22 protein-coding genes are annotated in these 15,856 nt (G+C 65.3%); 8 read left to right on the top strand and 14 right to left on the bottom strand.

All coding sequences use genetic code 11. The annotated features are described in order from the left end of the window. Nucleotides 1-57 precede the first annotated feature (57 nt). The 13 genes from G8A07_RS15745 to G8A07_RS15685 all read right to left on the bottom strand — a co-directional run bounded on the left by G8A07_RS15745 (nucleotide 58) and on the right by G8A07_RS15685 (nucleotide 9,904). Nucleotides 58-1,332, bottom strand: a complete 1,275-nt coding sequence (locus G8A07_RS15745; protein ID WP_195792981.1) for a phage minor head protein — start codon at nucleotides 1,330-1,332, stop codon at nucleotides 58-60. Further along, the gene (locus G8A07_RS15740; RefSeq protein ID WP_213086169.1) at nucleotides 1,332-2,822 is read right to left on the bottom strand and encodes a DUF935 domain-containing protein; all 1,491 of its coding nucleotides are present in this window, start codon (nucleotides 2,820-2,822) and stop codon (nucleotides 1,332-1,334) included. The genes G8A07_RS15745 and G8A07_RS15740 overlap by 1 nt, the downstream gene beginning before the upstream one ends. Continuing rightward, complete coding sequence (locus G8A07_RS15735) at nucleotides 2,815-4,230, bottom strand: terminase large subunit domain-containing protein (RefSeq protein ID WP_195792980.1); 1,416 nt, start codon at nucleotides 4,228-4,230, stop codon at nucleotides 2,815-2,817. The genes G8A07_RS15740 and G8A07_RS15735 overlap by 8 nt, the downstream gene beginning before the upstream one ends. Continuing rightward, entirely contained in the window at nucleotides 4,230-4,802 is a 573-nt protein-coding gene (locus tag G8A07_RS15730) for a phage protein Gp27 family protein (protein ID WP_195792979.1), read from the bottom strand. Before G8A07_RS15730 ends, G8A07_RS15735 begins: the two co-directional genes overlap by 1 nt. A gap of 4 nt (nucleotides 4,803-4,806) precedes the next feature. After that, nucleotides 4,807-5,121, bottom strand: coding sequence for a hypothetical protein (locus G8A07_RS15725; protein ID WP_195792978.1), 315 nt, complete (start codon nucleotides 5,119-5,121; stop codon nucleotides 4,807-4,809). After that, nucleotides 5,111-5,455 carry a hypothetical protein gene (locus G8A07_RS15720; RefSeq protein ID WP_195792977.1) on the bottom strand — a complete coding sequence of 115 codons (345 nt, stop codon included), beginning with the start codon at nucleotides 5,453-5,455 and terminating at the stop codon, nucleotides 5,111-5,113. Before G8A07_RS15720 ends, G8A07_RS15725 begins: the two co-directional genes overlap by 11 nt. Then, nucleotides 5,452-5,958, bottom strand: a complete 507-nt coding sequence (locus tag G8A07_RS15715; protein ID WP_195792976.1) for a hypothetical protein — start codon at nucleotides 5,956-5,958, stop codon at nucleotides 5,452-5,454. Before G8A07_RS15715 ends, G8A07_RS15720 begins: the two co-directional genes overlap by 4 nt. Next, nucleotides 5,955-6,590 (bottom strand): transglycosylase SLT domain-containing protein, encoded by a 636-nt coding sequence (locus tag G8A07_RS15710; RefSeq protein ID WP_195792975.1) that lies wholly within the window; start codon nucleotides 6,588-6,590, stop codon nucleotides 5,955-5,957. The genes G8A07_RS15715 and G8A07_RS15710 overlap by 4 nt, the downstream gene beginning before the upstream one ends. A gap of 14 nt (nucleotides 6,591-6,604) precedes the next feature. After that, nucleotides 6,605-7,009: a putative holin gene (locus tag G8A07_RS15705; RefSeq protein WP_195792974.1), complete on the bottom strand. Its 405-nt coding sequence runs from the start codon at nucleotides 7,007-7,009 to the stop codon at nucleotides 6,605-6,607. Between the two features lie 69 nt (nucleotides 7,010-7,078). Continuing rightward, nucleotides 7,079-7,606 carry a hypothetical protein gene (locus G8A07_RS15700; RefSeq protein WP_195792973.1) on the bottom strand — a complete coding sequence of 176 codons (528 nt, stop codon included), beginning with the start codon at nucleotides 7,604-7,606 and terminating at the stop codon, nucleotides 7,079-7,081. 720 nt (nucleotides 7,607-8,326) lie between these two features. Beyond that, a complete protein-coding gene (locus G8A07_RS15695; RefSeq protein WP_195792972.1) occupies nucleotides 8,327-8,956 on the bottom strand; it encodes a hypothetical protein in 630 nt (209 codons plus the stop codon). Next, nucleotides 8,943-9,470, bottom strand: coding sequence for a hypothetical protein (locus G8A07_RS15690; RefSeq protein WP_195792971.1), 528 nt, complete (start codon nucleotides 9,468-9,470; stop codon nucleotides 8,943-8,945). The genes G8A07_RS15695 and G8A07_RS15690 overlap by 14 nt, the downstream gene beginning before the upstream one ends. Nucleotides 9,471-9,484: 14 nt before the next feature. After that, nucleotides 9,485-9,904, bottom strand: coding sequence for a helix-turn-helix transcriptional regulator (locus G8A07_RS15685; protein WP_195792970.1), 420 nt, complete (start codon nucleotides 9,902-9,904; stop codon nucleotides 9,485-9,487). 95 nt (nucleotides 9,905-9,999) lie between these two features. Here G8A07_RS15685 and G8A07_RS15680 point away from each other — a divergent pair, with 95 nt between their 5' ends. After that, a complete protein-coding gene (locus tag G8A07_RS15680) occupies nucleotides 10,000-10,191 on the top strand; it encodes a DNA-binding protein (RefSeq protein WP_195792969.1) in 192 nt (63 codons plus the stop codon). A gap of 100 nt (nucleotides 10,192-10,291) precedes the next feature. Here G8A07_RS15680 and G8A07_RS15675 read toward each other — a convergent pair whose 3' ends face one another. After that, entirely contained in the window at nucleotides 10,292-10,666 is a 375-nt protein-coding gene (locus tag G8A07_RS15675) for a hypothetical protein (protein WP_195792968.1), read from the bottom strand. A 115-nt stretch (nucleotides 10,667-10,781) separates the two neighbouring features. On the opposite strand from G8A07_RS15675, the gene G8A07_RS15670 reads away from it, so the two are divergent. Genes G8A07_RS15670 through G8A07_RS15640 form a run of 7 tightly spaced genes read left to right on the top strand, consistent with a single transcriptional unit; the run spans nucleotide 10,782 to nucleotide 15,851 of the window. Further along, a complete protein-coding gene (locus G8A07_RS15670) occupies nucleotides 10,782-11,255 on the top strand; it encodes a hypothetical protein (RefSeq protein WP_195792967.1) in 474 nt (157 codons plus the stop codon). A 3-nt stretch (nucleotides 11,256-11,258) separates the two neighbouring features. Beyond that, a complete protein-coding gene (locus tag G8A07_RS15665) occupies nucleotides 11,259-11,453 on the top strand; it encodes a hypothetical protein (protein ID WP_195792966.1) in 195 nt (64 codons plus the stop codon). Nucleotides 11,454-11,456: 3 nt separating this feature from the next. Beyond that, the gene (locus tag G8A07_RS15660; protein ID WP_195792965.1) at nucleotides 11,457-11,699 is read left to right on the top strand and encodes a hypothetical protein; all 243 of its coding nucleotides are present in this window, start codon (nucleotides 11,457-11,459) and stop codon (nucleotides 11,697-11,699) included. After that, nucleotides 11,696-12,004 carry a transcriptional regulator gene (locus tag G8A07_RS15655; protein WP_195792964.1) on the top strand — a complete coding sequence of 103 codons (309 nt, stop codon included), beginning with the start codon at nucleotides 11,696-11,698 and terminating at the stop codon, nucleotides 12,002-12,004. The genes G8A07_RS15660 and G8A07_RS15655 overlap by 4 nt, the downstream gene beginning before the upstream one ends. Before the next feature lie 19 nt (nucleotides 12,005-12,023). Further along, nucleotides 12,024-12,938: a DUF3102 domain-containing protein gene (locus tag G8A07_RS15650; RefSeq protein WP_195792963.1), complete on the top strand. Its 915-nt coding sequence runs from the start codon at nucleotides 12,024-12,026 to the stop codon at nucleotides 12,936-12,938. Nucleotides 12,939-12,945: 7 nt separating this feature from the next. After that, nucleotides 12,946-14,715 carry an integrase gene (locus G8A07_RS15645; RefSeq protein WP_213086168.1) on the top strand — a complete coding sequence of 590 codons (1,770 nt, stop codon included), beginning with the start codon at nucleotides 12,946-12,948 and terminating at the stop codon, nucleotides 14,713-14,715. Continuing rightward, a complete protein-coding gene (locus tag G8A07_RS15640) occupies nucleotides 14,712-15,851 on the top strand; it encodes an ExeA family protein (RefSeq protein ID WP_195792962.1) in 1,140 nt (379 codons plus the stop codon). Before G8A07_RS15645 ends, G8A07_RS15640 begins: the two co-directional genes overlap by 4 nt. The last annotated feature ends 5 nt before the right edge of the window (nucleotides 15,852-15,856 follow it).

Below are 15,856 nucleotides of genomic sequence, written 5' to 3'. Positions count from 1 at the left end.
GGACGATTGAGCTTCGGGACTGTGCGAACAGGTGCATGAAGCAGGTGGGCCCAACACCTATTTCGCCGGAAGCTTGTACATGGTCTGCAGCACCAGGTCGTTCCGGCGAACTTTCACCGCCATGCGGTACTCGATCCCCTCAGATTTCACGATGGCCAGCAGCATCTTGCTGCCGTCCTTGCTGAGCGGTGGATCGCCCGGCTCCAGATTGGCGCGATTGAACAGCGCGCCGAACTGGGCCAGATCATCGGCCGTCACCGGAATTTGCCCTCGGAGTCGCTCCCGCTCGTCGCCGTGCTGCGCCAGCGCGTGTCGGACGCCATCGTGATCCAGGGCCAGCACCTTGTCGCCGATGTCCAGCCCCAGCTCCTGCGCCGCCTTGGCGGCAGAAGCCTCTAGTGTGCCCAGCACCATCGGCGGCTGCTTCGCCGATGGCTGTGTCTGCACCTGGCTCACGAAATCCAACGCTGCCTCGCGATCCAGATCAGGCAGGCCGAGCCCGGCGCGCCTCACCGCCCGCGCCATGTCCGGCGACAGCTGCGCCAGCTTGCCCTGCGCCAGCTGGCGCAGCTGCTTCGCTCGAATGGAAGCCTTGCCCGCGTTGTAGCCGAAGCCCGGATCGACGCCCGCCGGCACCTGATGCACCTCATCCGTCCGGCGGTTCAGCCACGGCCGCCGGACCACCTCGGGAGCGACCTTGTTCATCGGTTGCCCGCCAGGAGCGGTGCCCTTGTCATAGTCCGCCTGGCTAACCGCGACCACCCTGCAGCGGCAATGCCAGCCATTGGGTGGGTAGTGAGCGTTCCAGAAGCTGTCATCGACCGGAAGGGTCACGTTGTCCCAGGCCCGATGCGTGGCGCGCACGCGTTCATCGCGCTTGGTGATGTAGCGCAGATAGGGATGCGTGCGCTTCGTCTGCTGCAGCCGCTCCCACTGGCCGGCCGCATAGGCCTGGCGCGTGTTGGTGTCGAAGATCAGCTTCAACCGCCGGGCATCGAACCGGGTCTTGAGGATCTCGCCCGTCGCCGGGTCGACCACCTCGGTGGTTCCCCACCAGCCAGCCTTCTGCAGGAGTGCTTTCGCATCACGGTTGAAGTCGCGCCGGGACAGGTCACCATCCACGCTTTTCGCGAGCATGTCCTGCAGGCTGGCCAGCAGATCGGCGCGCGTCAGCCGGCTGATGGTGAACTGGTGCGCATGCTCTTCGTGCCATCGATCCTGCCAGCCGTAGGTGATGGCCAGCCGGCCACGCCCCTGCAGATAGGCAGCGGCTTCTTCCGGTCGCACTGCCTGCAGCCTGGCGAACTCCTGCGGCGTCAGGTCGTCGCCCATCAGTCGACCTCCACACCTGCTGTGGCAGCCAGGCGCGCGGTGAACGCTGCGCGGGTCAGTGCCTTGACCAGGGCAACGTCATCCATTTGCGCCAGCACATCCGGCAGGCGAGTCAGCAGCTCGGCCGCCGTATCGCCGCGGGCCACGGCCTCATCAATCGCCGCCTGCAAGGGATCGACCATGGGCGTGAGCATCGGCTCCCATTGAGACAGCTCCTCGTCAACAAGCGCGTCGATCGCATCGGGATCGGCTGGCTTGTCACCGGCCTCCGCGAAGTTCGGCGAGCCGGGCTGCGACGACGGGGCCGGCTTGACTGCGGCCTTCTTCTCCCAGCCATCGCCATAGCGTGTGCGCACAGCATCGATGGACAGCTCGAAGCCCATGTCGGAGACCGTCTTGTCGGTCTCGGCCATGGTCCTACGGTCCTCGTCGCGCTTGACCTGGCGCCAGACATGGCAAGGCTCTAGGCCGTTCAGCTCACAGATCCAGGCCATCATCGACGCGTTCAGCGTCTCGCTGAGCAGATCGCTATCCGCTTGTGTCAGATCCTCGCGCACGTCGGCGCGCTCCTTGCTCGCTGCGGCCAGCGCGCCGCCACCGCCGGAGCGTGGCTCCTGACCTGTCAGCACTGCGCCGATCGAGTCGTCCATGTACTCACATAACGCCTGCTGCAGGGTCACGTTGCCCGACAGCTTGCTTTCGAGTATGGTGATCTTCATGCCCTCGGGCGTCGTCACGAAGCCGTCGCTGCTGAAAGCCCGCAGCGCATCGGCCAGCGTGTCCTTCTCCTTCCTTGTGGCGTTGCGCGGGTACTCCCCGTGCAAGGTTGGGCCGCCCACACGGTCATTGAGTTTGTTCCAGCTCACCACCGCCTTGCGCTTGAAAAACACTGGCCAGTAAAGCTGCAAGCCCAGGCCGGTGCCGTAGGGGTTGTCGTCCTCCGGGTTGACGCGGTGCACGATGAACTTGCGCTCCGGTACCGGGATGCCCTTCAGCATGTTCTCCCGCGTCAGCATGTGCAGTTGCGGTGCGCTGTTCTCATCGACTTGGACGAACTTGAAACGGCGCTGCGCCCGCTTCACCACGCGCTCAGGCACGACCAATCCATCGCGCACCGTCCAGACGATCTCGCTGGCCACAAAGCCGGCGATCAGCGCCTCCAGCAACTCAGAGCACAGGCGATCGAAGTTGCAGCCCTTCAGGATTGCCGTCACCGTCTCGGCATCCTTGGTGCCCTTGGCCGACTTCACGCGAGGCTCCACCTGCCAGGGCTTGCCGATCAGCGCCAACTGGCGCTTCTGCAGGCCATCGAACACCTTGCCGTCGCGCTTCAGGTCGCGATAGATCTCCGGTCCGGCGCCGCGCTCGATCAACAGCGGATCGTTGGGTTGGATCACGCCCATGAAGAGCGTCTCGAAGGGGTCTCGCAGCCGGTTGGCGAACTCGGAGTTCAGCTCCGGTTGATCGATCTTGGTGCTGGTCTCAGCCATGGATGAACTCCGACATGGCACCGGCCGAGTCACGCCGGCCGCCGCTCTGATACTCAATGGGGGCCGTGGGGTTGCTGCCGGCGTGCAAGGCCAACGCCAGCGCCCAGAAGCGGTCGGCGTGGCCATCGGGCGTGCTTTCGGCGACGAAGCGGATGTTCCCTGCGGAGGTGGTCACCTTCTGCACCTTGCGCAGGTCGGCGCGGATCTTGGGATCGTCCGGGATGCGGACCTTGCGGTCCTCCATCGCGCCCTTTAGCGGATATGCCAGCGCCTCCTTCACGGGAGCCGAGAAGTTGACCGCCTCGACGCGGTGCTCGCCAAACTTGTCCTGCGCGTCGTCGGCCCAGCCAATGCCCAGGCCTGTGGCGTCGATGCAAATGCGGTCACAGATCTCAAACCAGGGCCACAGGATCTTTTCCTGGGCGCTCTTGCGCATCTTCTCCATCGCCTCGACGTGGCGCGTGTAGAACACGTCGCCGAGCTGCTCGACCACCCAAAGCACCGTCAAGTCCTTCTTGCGGCCGATGTCGACGCCCGCGAACAGCCGGCCTTGGAACGGCCCGACCAGGTCGCGCCGCCACCGCTCACCGCCGCTGTACTCGCATGCCGTGATCAGCCCATACTCGATGAACTTGGAGTCGTCGTCGGCTGGGATGCACTGGTACTCCTGATCGAACGACTCCTCGTCCGCCGCGCCGTGCTTGATGAAGTCGAAGTAGGCCGCTTCATCCATGTCCTGCTGCTCGGCATCGGCCGGCAACGACTGCTGCAGCTTGAACAAGAAGCCCTGTTCCAGCGCGTCCTGCAGCGTCACGCGATGAAGGCTGATGCGCTTGGGATTACCGCCGTGCCTCGCTTCCCGCACCAGGCTGTTGAAGAATGAGTGCGAGCCGCGGTGCGTGCTCACCAGCTCCATGCTGCCGCCCCAGGTGATGCCGGGATAGGCGATGGCCCACAGCTTGCGCTGATCACGGTGCAGCGCGAACTCGTCTAGGATGCGGCTGCCACGCTTGCCAGCCTGCGCATCGGGATTGCTGGACATCGAGTGGATGCGCCGGCCGCTCGCGAACTGCAGCACGTAGGCGCTGATGCGCTTCTCCGCATCCAGCACCTGCTCGCCCAGATCTTTGGCCGCCATGCCCATGACGCCGGCCCACAGCTTGCAGTCCTCGATGAACAGGCGTGCCTGGATGTCATCACGACTGCTCACCCATTCATCGAAGCGCGCGCCCTGCGCTGCGGCGCGCTCGTCGGCGCCATAGGCCGTCGACCAACTGATGCCGATCTGCCGGCTCTTCTCCATCGCCTTGATGCGCGAGGTGTCCTTGATCCACTTCGACTGGAACGGCAGGAAGATCGCATCGCGATCTGCCGGAATGCACTTTGCACGGCCCTTGAGCTTCGCCATCAAACGATCCCCAGCGCCTCGCGGATGGCCCGCTTCGTGTCCTCGGTTACACCGCCCTTGCTGCCCATGGCCTCCAGCTTGGCGCGCTGCTCTTCCAGCAGCTGGGCGCGCGCATCGGCCTCCACCTTGGCCTGGAACTGCTTCAGGTTGATGGAGCTGCGTGTCAGCGTGGCGATGTTCTTCGCCGCCGCCGACAGCATCGCAACACGCTCACCGGCATCGGCCTCGGGGTTGTCGGCCTCCTGCAGGGCCAGGATGGCCTCAAACAGCTCGGTCTGCACCAGCGCTGTCAACGCCTCGCTGCGCGCGTCCTTGTCGTCGCCGGCCTGCGCCTGGATGAGCTTGGCCGCCTCGGTGCTGGCGCGGATCGCGGCCAAGCGGCGCTCCAGCTTCTGGCCGTAGCGGTGCACCGCGGTGCGGCTGGGCAGCTCGCCCGCCTTGCCGGCGGCCGGCCAACGTTCGCGCAGCTCGGCGATCAGCTCATCGAGCGTGCAGCGGCCTTCGGCCAGGCGGCCTTCGATGAAGGCGCGCTGTTCGGCCGGCAGGCGGGAGATGGTGCTCTTTCGGCCCATGGGCTCAGCCCGCCCAATACTTCGCCGGCCGCGCGATGCCCGGTTCGCAGTCGACCGTGTACTCGGCCAGGTCGACACCGTAGCGCGACAGCTCGGCGAACCAGCGGCCGTCCGGTTTCTTGGTCAGTTCCACCAGCTTTCGGTCGCCCAGGTAGTCCAGCTCGCGCCGCAACTCATGCAGCGTCGCGTCGGGATACTCGCTCTGGGCCACGGCCAGGATCGGCCCCTCGAATGCACCGATCGGCCGCGCGTTGTTCAGCGTCAGCACGATCAGCCAGCGCAAGGCCTCGCGCCGCGCGCGCAACACATCAATCTGCATGGTTTCTTCCTCCTCCAGAAAGCACGCCCCGCAGCTGGGCGTTTTCGATCTTGGTGGCCAGGCCATCCAACTTGGCCTCGATCACTGACTGGCCGCGGATGTAGTCCTCGCGGCGCACGTAGTTCAGGGGCAGCTCGGCCTTCAGCAGCAGCAGCTCGCGCTCCACGGCCTGCCATTGGCCGGCCTCTTTCTCGGCAGAGGCCTCGATCGAATCGAAGCGCCGGTCTTGATGCCGCTGGTGCTGCACCAGCAGCAGCTTGAAAACGGCCCCGAACGCCCCGATCAGCGTGATGGCCAGCGAGAGCAGCTGCCACACCTCGAACTGCACCGTCATCGCTGCGCCCCCTTCGGCCGATGCCACTGGATCAAGGCGCCGAGCCGCTTGCGGCACTGTTCGTACTGACCGCCTGCTTGGATGGACCACTGGCCGATGTCGGAATCGGTGGCAATGGGTCCATCGGCTGCAGCAACGCTGCTGGTGGCTGGGGGCAGATCGGCAACTCGGAGGCCGGGCGAACCGTCGAGCACGCGCAGAGCAGCAGTGCCGAGGCAAGCCCGGCCAGAAGTGACTTTCTTGAGCGCATCGCGCTTCTCCTGGGTCAAGGTAGAAATCTGCCGATCGCGCTCGGCCACCTGCAGGGTGAGTTCGTTGCCGCGCGTCTGCGCGTCCTGAAGGCGATGCACCGCGGCGCGTGCAGCCAGGCGCTGGACCTCGGCAGTGCTGCTGCGCAGTTCGGCCATTTCGGCGCGGTGCTGGCTTCGCTCCAGATGCAGGCCGGCCAGCATCCCCAGGCCGACCAGAAGGAAGGCAACGGTGGCAGTTCTCCGCGCATTCATGGCAGCGCTCCCCAGCTCGCATAGCGCGGCTGCAGCTCGACCAGGATGCGGTGCGGGTAGCCGAGGTTCTCCGTGCAATGGCTGACATGGCGCCTTGCCCGGCCACAAGCCGCATCCACGGCCTGGCGCGAGGCCTGCTGTAGTCCACCCGGTGCAGTGCGGGCTTCAGCCTGCCAGTGGCCCAGGCCGCCGTTGTAGGCGCGCAGCGTCACCCACATCCGATCGCGGCCGGCGTAGCGCTGCGGCGTGCGCTCATACAGCCAGCGGTCATAGCCCACCAGCGCGCGCAGCGCCCATGTCGGGTTCTCGGGCTGGCAGTCGTCGGGAGACAGGCCGTTCAACTCGCACCACCAGCTGGCCGTCGACGGCATGAACTGGCCCAGGCCGCGTGCGCCGACGCGGCTTACCGCAGTTGGACGCCAGCCGCTTTCCTGATGAACCTGGGCGGCGAGCGTTGCGATCGGTGCGTCGAGGCCCCATTGGCTGTGAGCAGCTCGCACCAGCATCGCGCGGTACGGCGCGGCGGCTGCCGGAGCCGCGACAGGGTCGGCTGCGTGCGCAGCATCAATGGTCAACAGCACCACCAGCATCGTGACCATCACGGCCACAACCCAGCCCGCCAGGCGTTGCATTGCGGCGCGCATGGTCAAGCGCCCAGACCCATCGCCAGCATCGTGGCGGCAACGATCAGCGCGCGGCGCAGCATCGCCGCGCCGGCCAGGCGCAGCTGCTCAGCATCGGGAGCGACCAGCAGTGTGCAGCTGGCATCCTTGTCGGCGAGGTCCAGCGCCTGCCGCGACTCGGGCAGGAAGTCGTCCGGCCGCGCATAGGGAAACATGCTGCGGTCCAGCCAGTAGCCCACGACGCCGGCCAGCGTGACCAGGCTGAGCTTGTAGAGGCTGACCGGCAGCTGGTGCGGCGCGAAGGACCAGACCAGCGCGGCGAGCGCGATCGCGATCAAGAACCAGCCGCTGAGTCGCGGTGGGCGACGAAGCCTAGCGACGCAGCGTTGCGCGAAGGGCTTCCTGGTAGGGGCGTGGGATTTGGTCATGCGCCCCACTGTGCCGAGTGGGGCTCACGCGCGCTAAGTAAAGCGCTTTACATACGAAGCTAGCGACCGCTAGACGAAGTCAGCAAACAGCCGGAACACCCAGCATGGACGGCGTATGTGTTTAGGGTTCCCAGTGGCGCACGCTTGCTCCCACTCGCAAATGATGACCAAGGTCTTCAGGGCTGGAGGTTCCTTGGCGTTGAGGCGGGAGTGCTCTGCCTCCCACTTCGCAACTGCTTCGTCTGAAATGTCGGCTGTCGCGGTCTCCTCGATCTTTGCCACTAGCAACGCCGCCGCTTCCGCTAGTTCCTTGTGCGCCTGCTTGCGGTCGCCGTACCCAAAGACCAATGCCAGCAACCCAAGACCGGAAATTGCAGACGCGACAAGCGGCAGATTGGCTTTCACTGCTTCCCCTAGCAGCGAAGCGCCGAGAAGCACAGTGGCCGCCTTCGTGAGCTTATCCAGGAGGTCAAAGAACCTTTGACGCTTTCGGTGATAGCGAAGCGAGACCATGACCCTGTTGTGTGCGTCAGATCGCCGCTTCCAGAGATCGGCCCACTCCGCGTCTTCATCTGAGACAGTGATTTGTTCAGTCATTGCTCAAAGCAATCTAGGCCGTGCCGCTCTTTTTGCGCTTCCTTTTTTCCGGCTTACGCGGCGCAGGTGCTGCCGGTGGTGGCGCGTTGAATGAGGTGACTTCAAGGGGCAGGGGCTCTGCAGCTTCATCTGGTGAGCCGCTTCCCCCGCAATCGCCTCCCGATTCATCGAACGGCGATTGGCATCTGTCATCCTCGAAGTTTTCCCAAGGACGCCTAGGGATCGCGTTCATCTCAAGCCCCCCGTGTTCACAGTTGACGCTTACTGAGGATTCCGCGTGCTACTTCTTGCGAGGAGGTGCAGGCGGTGGCGGCGGTGGTTTGTGGTACGTCGCAACGGGACGCGGAAGGCTCCAGCCATCTTGGCCGGTCCCTTCTCGAACCTTCGGCGGCGCCGGTGGTTGTGCTGGCGAGTTGGAGTTCTTGCTACTCATGCTAAGCCCTCTGGGTTTCATTGTCTCTGTTTGGGTCGGTGCTGCAATGGGTTAGCTCATCGACCAACCCCTCAGTCGAATGCCTACTTCTTTCGCGGAGGCGTCTTCGGCGCTGGAGGTGGCGTATGGTAAGTCGCGACTTCCGTTCGACGAGTTCGACCGATGTCCGCCGTTCTATGTGGCGCCGTGACCCCACTGTCTCGTGGTGGCTGCTTGGAAGGTACGGGTTTTGGTGGCTTGCTCGTGGTCACAGTCGTCCTTTCCTATGGCAGAAATCGAGATGGCTATTAAGACTTCGCGCATGCGCGCATCCTGCTTGCCGCCTGCTTGAAGCCTCGCAGCGACACCGGCTCGGTGTCATGCAGCTTGTCGTAAGGCCAGAACCTCAATCGAAGACGCAAGTCCTGTCCGACTGACATCTGCTGTACGACCTCAGTCTCTGTCGCTTCGCTGGTGAAGCTCAGCGCATGAGCGGCTACGCGCTGAGTGAATGGCTGGAACTCATGGCGATCGACCTTGATGCCAGTTCCCGATAGGTCGTGATGGAACAGATCGGAGCTGGAAGAGCTGGTGCGAACCGTGAAAGCCGGCTGCTCCGACTTCGGCGTCATGTGCAGCTGGACCCACACATAGGCCAGCTTGGCGTGGACACTTCGATAGTTCGTATAGACCGCGGGCGATGTCGCGAAGCAGCTACTGGTTCCCGTCATGTCGTCCTTCTGACGAGAGAACTCCCAGGAGTCGCCGGGCCGGCCAGAAGCTGAGACCACATCAACCTGCTGCGACGACGCGGCGCCGGTGCTGCAGGGGGCGTCCTGGTAGACCACGCGGCCGTCCGGCAATGTGCATTTCTGCACCGCCCATGCGTTGGCGCTGATGGCGACGGCTGCGCATGCCAGCCACCTAGAGGAACTCATGAACGACACCCTCCTTCCGTCGATTCGCGTGGATCTGCAGGACATAGAGCCTCACGCGATGCACCTCGTGTGGCTTCAGTTCCTTGACCATGCCCGTTCCAAACTCACGCCGCATGAAGTCAAGGACGCAGATACGGACCTTCTTGGGCAGCGGTTCCATCAGGGACAGAACCTCCTTGTGAACTTCGGTCAGCGGCTGCGGTTCGCGCGCTGACGGACCGGCCTGAGCTGGTGCGGCAGCCGCCGGGCGCGGGGGGATGTCCGGCATCGGCGCTGGAGCGGGTGCCGCATAGAAATGCTGCGTCACCTGCACATGATGATGGTTCACGGTGCCATGCACCTGACCGACCTGCATCGGGCCACGCTCGGGCTGGTCTGGTGCCCCACCGTTCATGTTGACCACATGAACCGGCTTGCTTGCCTTACCAATCTGAACCGAGCCCGCGCCGCTGTTTTCTTGTTTCGGCAACAGCCGCGTGATCCATTCACGCAGCCATTTCGGTACTACCTGCACTCCCTGTCTCCCTACTACTTCCTCCGCCTACTTGGCGTGCTTTCCATCGTGCCTATCTGGACTGAACCGGCACCTGAGTTGTGTTGGCTGTGTGATCCGCCTACCTGCTTCATCACCGCAGGCGCGCCAAGCAGCGCGCCCAGCGCTGCCCGACGGACCTCCTTCGAGGCGTCTCGGAAGTAGTCGAGCATGGTCTGTTCCTCCGCACTCAGCGTTGGAGCAGGGCTCACCCCACCTGCGTGGTCGCCGGTGATGACGTAGAGCACATCCATGCCCGCCTTGGCCAGCTCGGCGAGTTGCACAGCGGTTGGCGACGACAGCCCCTTCTCCCAGTTGATGACGGTCGTCTTTCCAACGCCCGTGAGATCAGCAGCCTGTGGCTGCGTCAGTCGCAGTCGTTCACGTTCAGCTTTAAAGCGCTCTTGAACGCTCATGAAAAAATGGACGCAAGACTATTGCGAAGTCCAATTATTTGAACCACAATTCACCCCAACAAACACCAACGAACTTTGGCACAGGAGCCACGGCAATGACCCCCGACCAAGTGAAACAGCGCTTCCGTCAACGTGGCGAAACCTTTAGCCACTGGGCGCGCATGAACGGCTACCGGGTCAACCAGGTGCTGCGCGTGCTCAACGGCTTCGACAAAGGCCACTACGGCAAAGCCCACGAGATCGCCGTAAAGCTGGGCCTGAAGCCCAACGTCGATAGCGCGGCCTAACCGACAGACGGTTACAGCTTGATCCTATCAATGAAAACCCACGCCGCCCCGGCCCGGTCCCAAGTGCGACCGAACTGGACTTGCCGAAGTGCGATAGCCGTCACGAAACTGGCTTGCGCCGAGCGCGCCGGGTTCTCGCCGGCCCGTGCCCCAGCTGTGCCAGCACCCAGTACAGCATCTTGCGCGCTTCCAGCAGCTCCGGCGTCGTCTGCAGCTCGGCACGCCGCTCCGGGCTGCGCTCCAGCTCGGCGTACTGCTCAGCGGCTCGCCCCCATAGCGCTTCCAGCGTGCGACCCAGCTCCGGGTGTGTCTTCAGCAGCGGCAGCAGCAGGTCCAGCAGCGCGGCAAACACGCCGTTGGCCCAGTCGTCCATCCCATCCAGCTCGCGCCGCAGCGGCGCCATCCGGTGTTCGACTTCCTGGCGCACCTGCTCGCGCAGCCAGGCTACGTTCTTCGGCGACAGATCGGTTTGCATTGGTGGCTCCGCAGTTGGTGTGGAGCGGACTCTCTCAAGCGCCAGCTGCGCTGAACAGATGCAGCCAGGCTTTTTGTTTGGAAGCCCTGCAGGGCTACGCCCGGAGAGCCTTCCAATGAGCCGCCGCAACTGGAAGACCTACCAGCCGACCAGCCTGCGCGACGCGCTGCAGGCCTGCAAGGACTACGCGCTGCAGCGCCACAACCTGAGCGTGGAACTGATCGCTCAGCGCATGGGCCAAGAGGATCACTGGTCGCTCTACAAATGGCTGGCCAGTGGACGGATGCCCCTGGTCCTGGTCCACGCCTACGAGCACGCCTGCGGCTGCTGCTTCGTCACGCGCTGGATGGCGGCCGCGAGCGGGAAGCTGCTGGTGGACATGCCCCGCGGCAAGGCGCCGAAGCCTGGCGATGTGGTCGCCATCAACAGCGGCTGCGCTCGCGCGCTGCAGCTACTCACCGACTTCTATGCCTCTAACGGCCAGGCCGACCCGGCCGCCACGCTGGAGGCGCTCCGCACCCACCTCGAAGAGGTGGCCTATCACCACAAGAACGTGGCGACCTTCGTCACGCCTGAACTGGAGTTCTGAGCCATGACCGACATCGAGATCTTCAACCGCGCAGTGTCCTTGGCCCGCTTGCGCCAGAACTGGCGCGCCGTCGCCGACCTGGGTGGCACGGCCGCGCTCACCCGTCGCCAGTGCCTGCACCGCGCCCGCCAGGCCGAGACCCACATCGTTGACCTGTCCATTACCGCCGAGAAGCGCGCCGCGCGCGCTGGAGCCTGAGCCATGGTGAGCTCTTCTCAGAAGCCACTGCCGCCGGCCTTCGTGCCTGTGGCCATCGACACCGCCGAAATGTTCAGCGCTGGACGCACGATGAGCGTGATCCATCACCCGCGCAGCCGCGACCTGACCCTGTGCGCTTTCGGCGCCGGTTGCTACAGCTCGATGAAGTTCACCCGCGCCGAGGCCCTGGCCCTGGCCGCCGAACTGCAGCGCGTGCTGGCCCTGCCGCTGGAGGTCGCAGCGTGAGCGACAAGCCCCTGTCCGCCCCCATGCGCAAGACCTGCGACCTGTGCCGCCTGCTCGCCGGCCATGTGGTGCTCGGCCTGGCGCCTGGCGAGATCGCTAAGGGCATCGGTGTGTCGCCCTCCTGGGTTTCCGTGAACCTACCCGCCCTGGCCGCAGAGACCGGCTTCGTCGAGCAGGTGCCGGGCACCAACCGCTGGCGCCTGGGGCCGGTCCTGGCACGCATCGGCATCACCGTCGCCACCGAGCTGAACGCCGCCCGCCAGAACCTCGACGACCTCAGCCGCCGCTACGCCACCCCACTCTGACGACAACACGAACAAGACCATGGCCCGCAAACCCACCCCCGCCCCCGAAGTCAAGGAAGCCGCCCTGCAGCCCGGCACCCTGGAGGCCGACACGGCCGCCGCCAATCAGCTGGCCGTGGCCAAGCTGGCGCAGAACGAGCGCGTCACGGCGCTGGCGAAGCAGCTCAACTATCAGGGCAGCACCGACCCGGCGGTTCTGGAGAACTCCGCTCAAGATGCCCTGCGCCGCATCGGTATGGCCGTCTTCGAGCTGGGAGGCTACTTGCTCTTGCTGAAGGAGTCTTGCCCGCATGGCCAGTTTCTCCCAGCGCTGGAGCGGCTCAACTTCGCCCCGCAGGCCGCACAGCGTTACATGCAGGTGACCCGCCGGTTCGCAAACACCGCATCAATGCGGCATTTGGAGTCCGCCGGTGTTGCCAAGCTGATCGAGCTGGTGGCGCTCGACGACGAGCAGCTCGAAGACCTGACCGAGCTGGGACAGACCGGTGAGCTGGCCCTTGACGACGTGGCCACCATGTCAGTCAAGCAACTGCGCGCCGCTGTCCGCGAAGAACGCCAGGAGCGCAAGGCAGACGCCGAAGTCGCGGCGAAGAAGCAAGCGCGCATCGACAAGCTGGAGCGCGACGTCCTCCGCATCAAGAAGCTCACCCCGGACGAGGATCTGGCAAAGCTCAAGAAGGAAGCCACCGGCATCGCCAACGACGCCGAGGGCGCCATCGTCGGCAACCTGCGCCAGGCGTTGATCGCCCTCGACAGCCACGGCGGTGGCGGCGGTGAACACAAGGTCTTCATGGCCGGCCTGGTCGGCCAGGTGCAAGCCCAGCTCACCGCGCTGCGCGAGGAGTTCAACCTGCCCGATGCCTCCAGCCTGGCCGACCAGGAGCTGGCCGCCGAGGTGACCGAGTGGGCCTTCTCCAAGGGCAAGAAGGACTGACGCCACCGTGGCTCTGAACGCCATCACCACGCAGCGCCTGGTCGCAGTGGCCCAGGCCGCGGCAGCAGCAGGCCCCGGCGGCAAGGGAGCCATCTACGCCGCGGCCTGCATCGAGCTGGGAATCAGTCTGGCCACGCTGCACCGCTATCTCGCCAAGGTCACCATGAAACCAGAACGCAAGCAACGATCCGACGCCGGTTCCGTCTCGCTCACGCGGGATGAGGCCACGGCCATCAGCGCGCTGCTGATCACCAGCCAGCGCAAGAACAACAAGCGGCTGCTCTCCATCGGCCAGGCCGTCGAGATCCTGCGAGCCAACAACGAGATCCGCGCCGAGTTCCTGGACGAACCCACGGGTGAGCTGCGCCCGCTGTCCGACAGCGCCATCGCCCGTGCCCTGCGAGTGCATGGCATGCACCCCGACCAGCTCAACCGCCCGACGCCGGCCGTCGAGCTGAAGAGCCTGCACCCGAACCATGTCTGGCAGATCGACGCCAGCCTGTGCGTGCTGTACTACCTGAACGCCGAGACCGAGCGCGAGACCGGCCTTCAGGTGATGGAGCGCGAGCGCTTCTACAAGAACAAGCCGCGCAACCTGAAGGCGATCGAGCAGGACCGCGTCTGGTCTTACGAGGGAACCGACCACAACAGCGGCGGCCTGATGCTGAACTACGTGCTGGGCGCCGAGTCCGGCACCAACCTGGCCGAGAGCTTCATCGAGTTCATCCAGCAGCGCCAGGTGATCCACGGCGTGCCCTTCATCCTGATGATGGACATGGGCTCGGCCAACACCAGCGGCCTGTTCAAGAACCTGGCGCGCCGCCTGCAGGTCAAGATCATCCCGCACATGCCGGGCAACGCCCGCGCCACCGGCCAGGTCGAGAACGCCCGCAACATCATCGAGCGCAGCTTCGAGCCAGCACTGCGCCTGATGCCGGTCGCCAACCTGGCCGAGCTGAACGCCCAGGCACACCGCTGGGCCGATTGGTACAACGCTCAGAAGGTGCACAGCCGCCACGGCCGCACGCGCGCCGAGCAGTGGATGACGATCGCGGCCGAGCAGCTGCGCCTGGCCCCACCGCCTGAGTTCTGCCGCGAGCTGCTGACGCATGAGCCCGAGTCGCGCAAGGTCAGCGACACCCTGACCGTGCAGTTCAAGGGTCGCGAGTTCAATGTGCGCGGCGTGCCCGGAGCGATGGTGGGCGAGAAGGTGATGGTTACCTTCAGCCCCTACGCCACCGACACCGCCACCATCATCGACACGGACGCAGATGGCAATGAGCTGCTGCACAGCATCCCGGTGGTGCACCGCGACGATGCGGGCTTTCGCGTCGACGCCAATGTCATCGGGGAGGACTACCGCCGGCCGGCCGACACCCAGCTGGACACCAACCGCAAGGAAGTCGAGCGCTTCGCCTGGGATGCGGCGACGGATGCGGAGGTCGAGGCCAAGAAGAAGGCCAAGGCCGTGCCCTTCGGCGGCCGCATTGACCCCTATGCCCCCATCGAGCAGGCGCCCGAGCGTACCTTCCTGCCGCGCCGCGGCACCGAGCTGCGCCCGGCCGTGGTCACCCAGGCCGCGCCCGCTCGCGTGCTGTCCCTGTTCGAAGCTGCGCGCCACTTGACCGACAAGGGGCTGGCTCTGAACGCCGAGCGCCATGCCCAGATCCGTGCCTGGTATCCGGACGGTGTGCCCGAGGACCAGCTCGACGCGCTGGCCGATCGCCTGCAGGTCCGCGCCCAGCTGCGCGTGGTGGCCGGTGGAGGTGGCGCATGAGTCTCATCCACCTGCTGGACGAGGTCGGCCTGTCGCAGCGCCAGGCCGCCCGCGAACTCGGCTTTCGCAAGTCCTTCTTCAACCGCGTCATGCACGGCCGCTGGCCGGCCCGCACCGGCGCCCGGCTGCGCATGCAGCTGGAGGGTGTGCTGACCCAGCGCGGCGCCACCCCTGAGCAAATCCAAACCGCTTTTGAAACCGCACCCAACGCACCTACCACTTCGGAGATCGACACCATGCTGATGCGCAATGAAGCCCTGACCCTCGAAGCTCGCCAGCACTTCAAGCTGCCGCGCAGCCCCTTCGTGGATGACGTGGCCACTCCGGCCGATGTGTTCCAGACCCCCAGCGTCCGCTACGTCCGCGCCGCGCTGATGGACTGTGCCCAGCACCACGGCTTCATCGCTGTGGTCGGCGAGTCCGGCGCCGGCAAGTCCACCCTGGCCGAGGACCTGGAGGAGCGCATCAAGGCAGGCAGCGCCGACGTGGCGGTGATCCGGCCCTATGTCCAGGGCATGGAGCTGAACGACGCCAAGGGCAAGACCATGAAGAGCGGCCACCTCGCCGAAGCGCTTACCCACGCCCTCGATCCGATCGCCGAGCTGAAGAGCAGCCCGCAAGCCCGCTTCCAGCAGCTGCACGACAAGCTCAAGACCAGCGCCCGTGCCGGCCGCCGCCACCTGCTTCTGATCGAGGAGGCGCACTGCCTGCCCACCGCGACCCTCAAGCACCTGAAACGCTTCCTGGAGCTGAAGGACGGCATGCGCCGCCTGCTGGGTGTGGCCCTGATCGCTCAGCCCGAGCTGCTGGAGCGCCTGAACAGCCAGAGCGCCGAGGTGCGCGAGGTGATGCAGCGCCTGGAGATCGTCCGGCTCGACCCGCTGGATGGCGAGCTGGAGGGCTACCTCAGTCACAAGTTCGCCCGCTTCAACCTGAAGATCGAGGACGTGCTGGCGCCCGAGGCGATCGACGCCATCCGCGCTCGGCTGATTCACCTGCCGCGCGGTGGCCGCCAGCAGGACGCCCGCAGCATCTGCTATCCGCTGGTGGTCAACAACCTGATCTGCCGCGCCATGAACGCTGCCGCCCGCGCGGCCTGGCCGAAGGTCGACGCCCAGGTGATCGCTGGGTGCTGATCATG

The organism is Roseateles sp. DAIF2, from assembly GCF_015624425.1.
Taxonomy (GTDB): Bacteria; Pseudomonadota; Gammaproteobacteria; order Burkholderiales; family Burkholderiaceae_C; genus Kinneretia.
Note: the sequence above shows the minus strand (reverse complement) of the source record. Positions and strands in the feature narration are given on the sequence as shown.

Excerpts from the sequence above, each read along its gene's own strand:
- G8A07_RS15705 (WP_195792974.1), bottom strand. The coding sequence starts at position 7,009 with ATGACCAAATCCCACGCCCCTACCAGGAAGCCCTTCGCGCAACGCTGC.
- G8A07_RS15685 (WP_195792970.1), bottom strand. The coding sequence starts at position 9,904 with ATGAGCGTTCAAGAGCGCTTTAAAGCTGAACGTGAACGACTGCGACTG.
- G8A07_RS15675 (WP_195792968.1), bottom strand. The coding sequence starts at position 10,666 with ATGCAAACCGATCTGTCGCCGAAGAACGTAGCCTGGCTGCGCGAGCAG.
- G8A07_RS15720 (WP_195792977.1), bottom strand. The coding sequence starts at position 5,455 with ATGACGGTGCAGTTCGAGGTGTGGCAGCTGCTCTCGCTGGCCATCACG.
- G8A07_RS15700 (WP_195792973.1), bottom strand. The coding sequence starts at position 7,606 with ATGACTGAACAAATCACTGTCTCAGATGAAGACGCGGAGTGGGCCGAT.
- G8A07_RS15680 (WP_195792969.1), top strand. The coding sequence starts at position 10,000 with ATGACCCCCGACCAAGTGAAACAGCGCTTCCGTCAACGTGGCGAAACC.
- G8A07_RS15670 (WP_195792967.1), top strand. The coding sequence starts at position 10,782 with ATGAGCCGCCGCAACTGGAAGACCTACCAGCCGACCAGCCTGCGCGAC.
- G8A07_RS15650 (WP_195792963.1), top strand. The coding sequence starts at position 12,024 with ATGGCCCGCAAACCCACCCCCGCCCCCGAAGTCAAGGAAGCCGCCCTG.
- G8A07_RS15735 (WP_195792980.1), bottom strand. The coding sequence starts at position 4,230 with ATGGCGAAGCTCAAGGGCCGTGCAAAGTGCATTCCGGCAGATCGCGAT.
- G8A07_RS15725 (WP_195792978.1), bottom strand. The coding sequence starts at position 5,121 with ATGCAGATTGATGTGTTGCGCGCGCGGCGCGAGGCCTTGCGCTGGCTG.
- G8A07_RS15665 (WP_195792966.1), top strand. The coding sequence starts at position 11,259 with ATGACCGACATCGAGATCTTCAACCGCGCAGTGTCCTTGGCCCGCTTG.
- G8A07_RS15640 (WP_195792962.1), top strand. The coding sequence starts at position 14,712 with ATGAGTCTCATCCACCTGCTGGACGAGGTCGGCCTGTCGCAGCGCCAG.
- G8A07_RS15715 (WP_195792976.1), bottom strand. The coding sequence starts at position 5,958 with ATGAATGCGCGGAGAACTGCCACCGTTGCCTTCCTTCTGGTCGGCCTG.
- G8A07_RS15730 (WP_195792979.1), bottom strand. The coding sequence starts at position 4,802 with ATGGGCCGAAAGAGCACCATCTCCCGCCTGCCGGCCGAACAGCGCGCC.
- G8A07_RS15745 (WP_195792981.1), bottom strand. The coding sequence starts at position 1,332 with ATGGGCGACGACCTGACGCCGCAGGAGTTCGCCAGGCTGCAGGCAGTG.
- G8A07_RS15695 (WP_195792972.1), bottom strand. The coding sequence starts at position 8,956 with ATGAGTTCCTCTAGGTGGCTGGCATGCGCAGCCGTCGCCATCAGCGCC.
- G8A07_RS15710 (WP_195792975.1), bottom strand. The coding sequence starts at position 6,590 with ATGCAACGCCTGGCGGGCTGGGTTGTGGCCGTGATGGTCACGATGCTG.
- G8A07_RS15660 (WP_195792965.1), top strand. The coding sequence starts at position 11,457 with ATGGTGAGCTCTTCTCAGAAGCCACTGCCGCCGGCCTTCGTGCCTGTG.
- G8A07_RS15740 (WP_213086169.1), bottom strand. The coding sequence starts at position 2,822 with ATGGCTGAGACCAGCACCAAGATCGATCAACCGGAGCTGAACTCCGAG.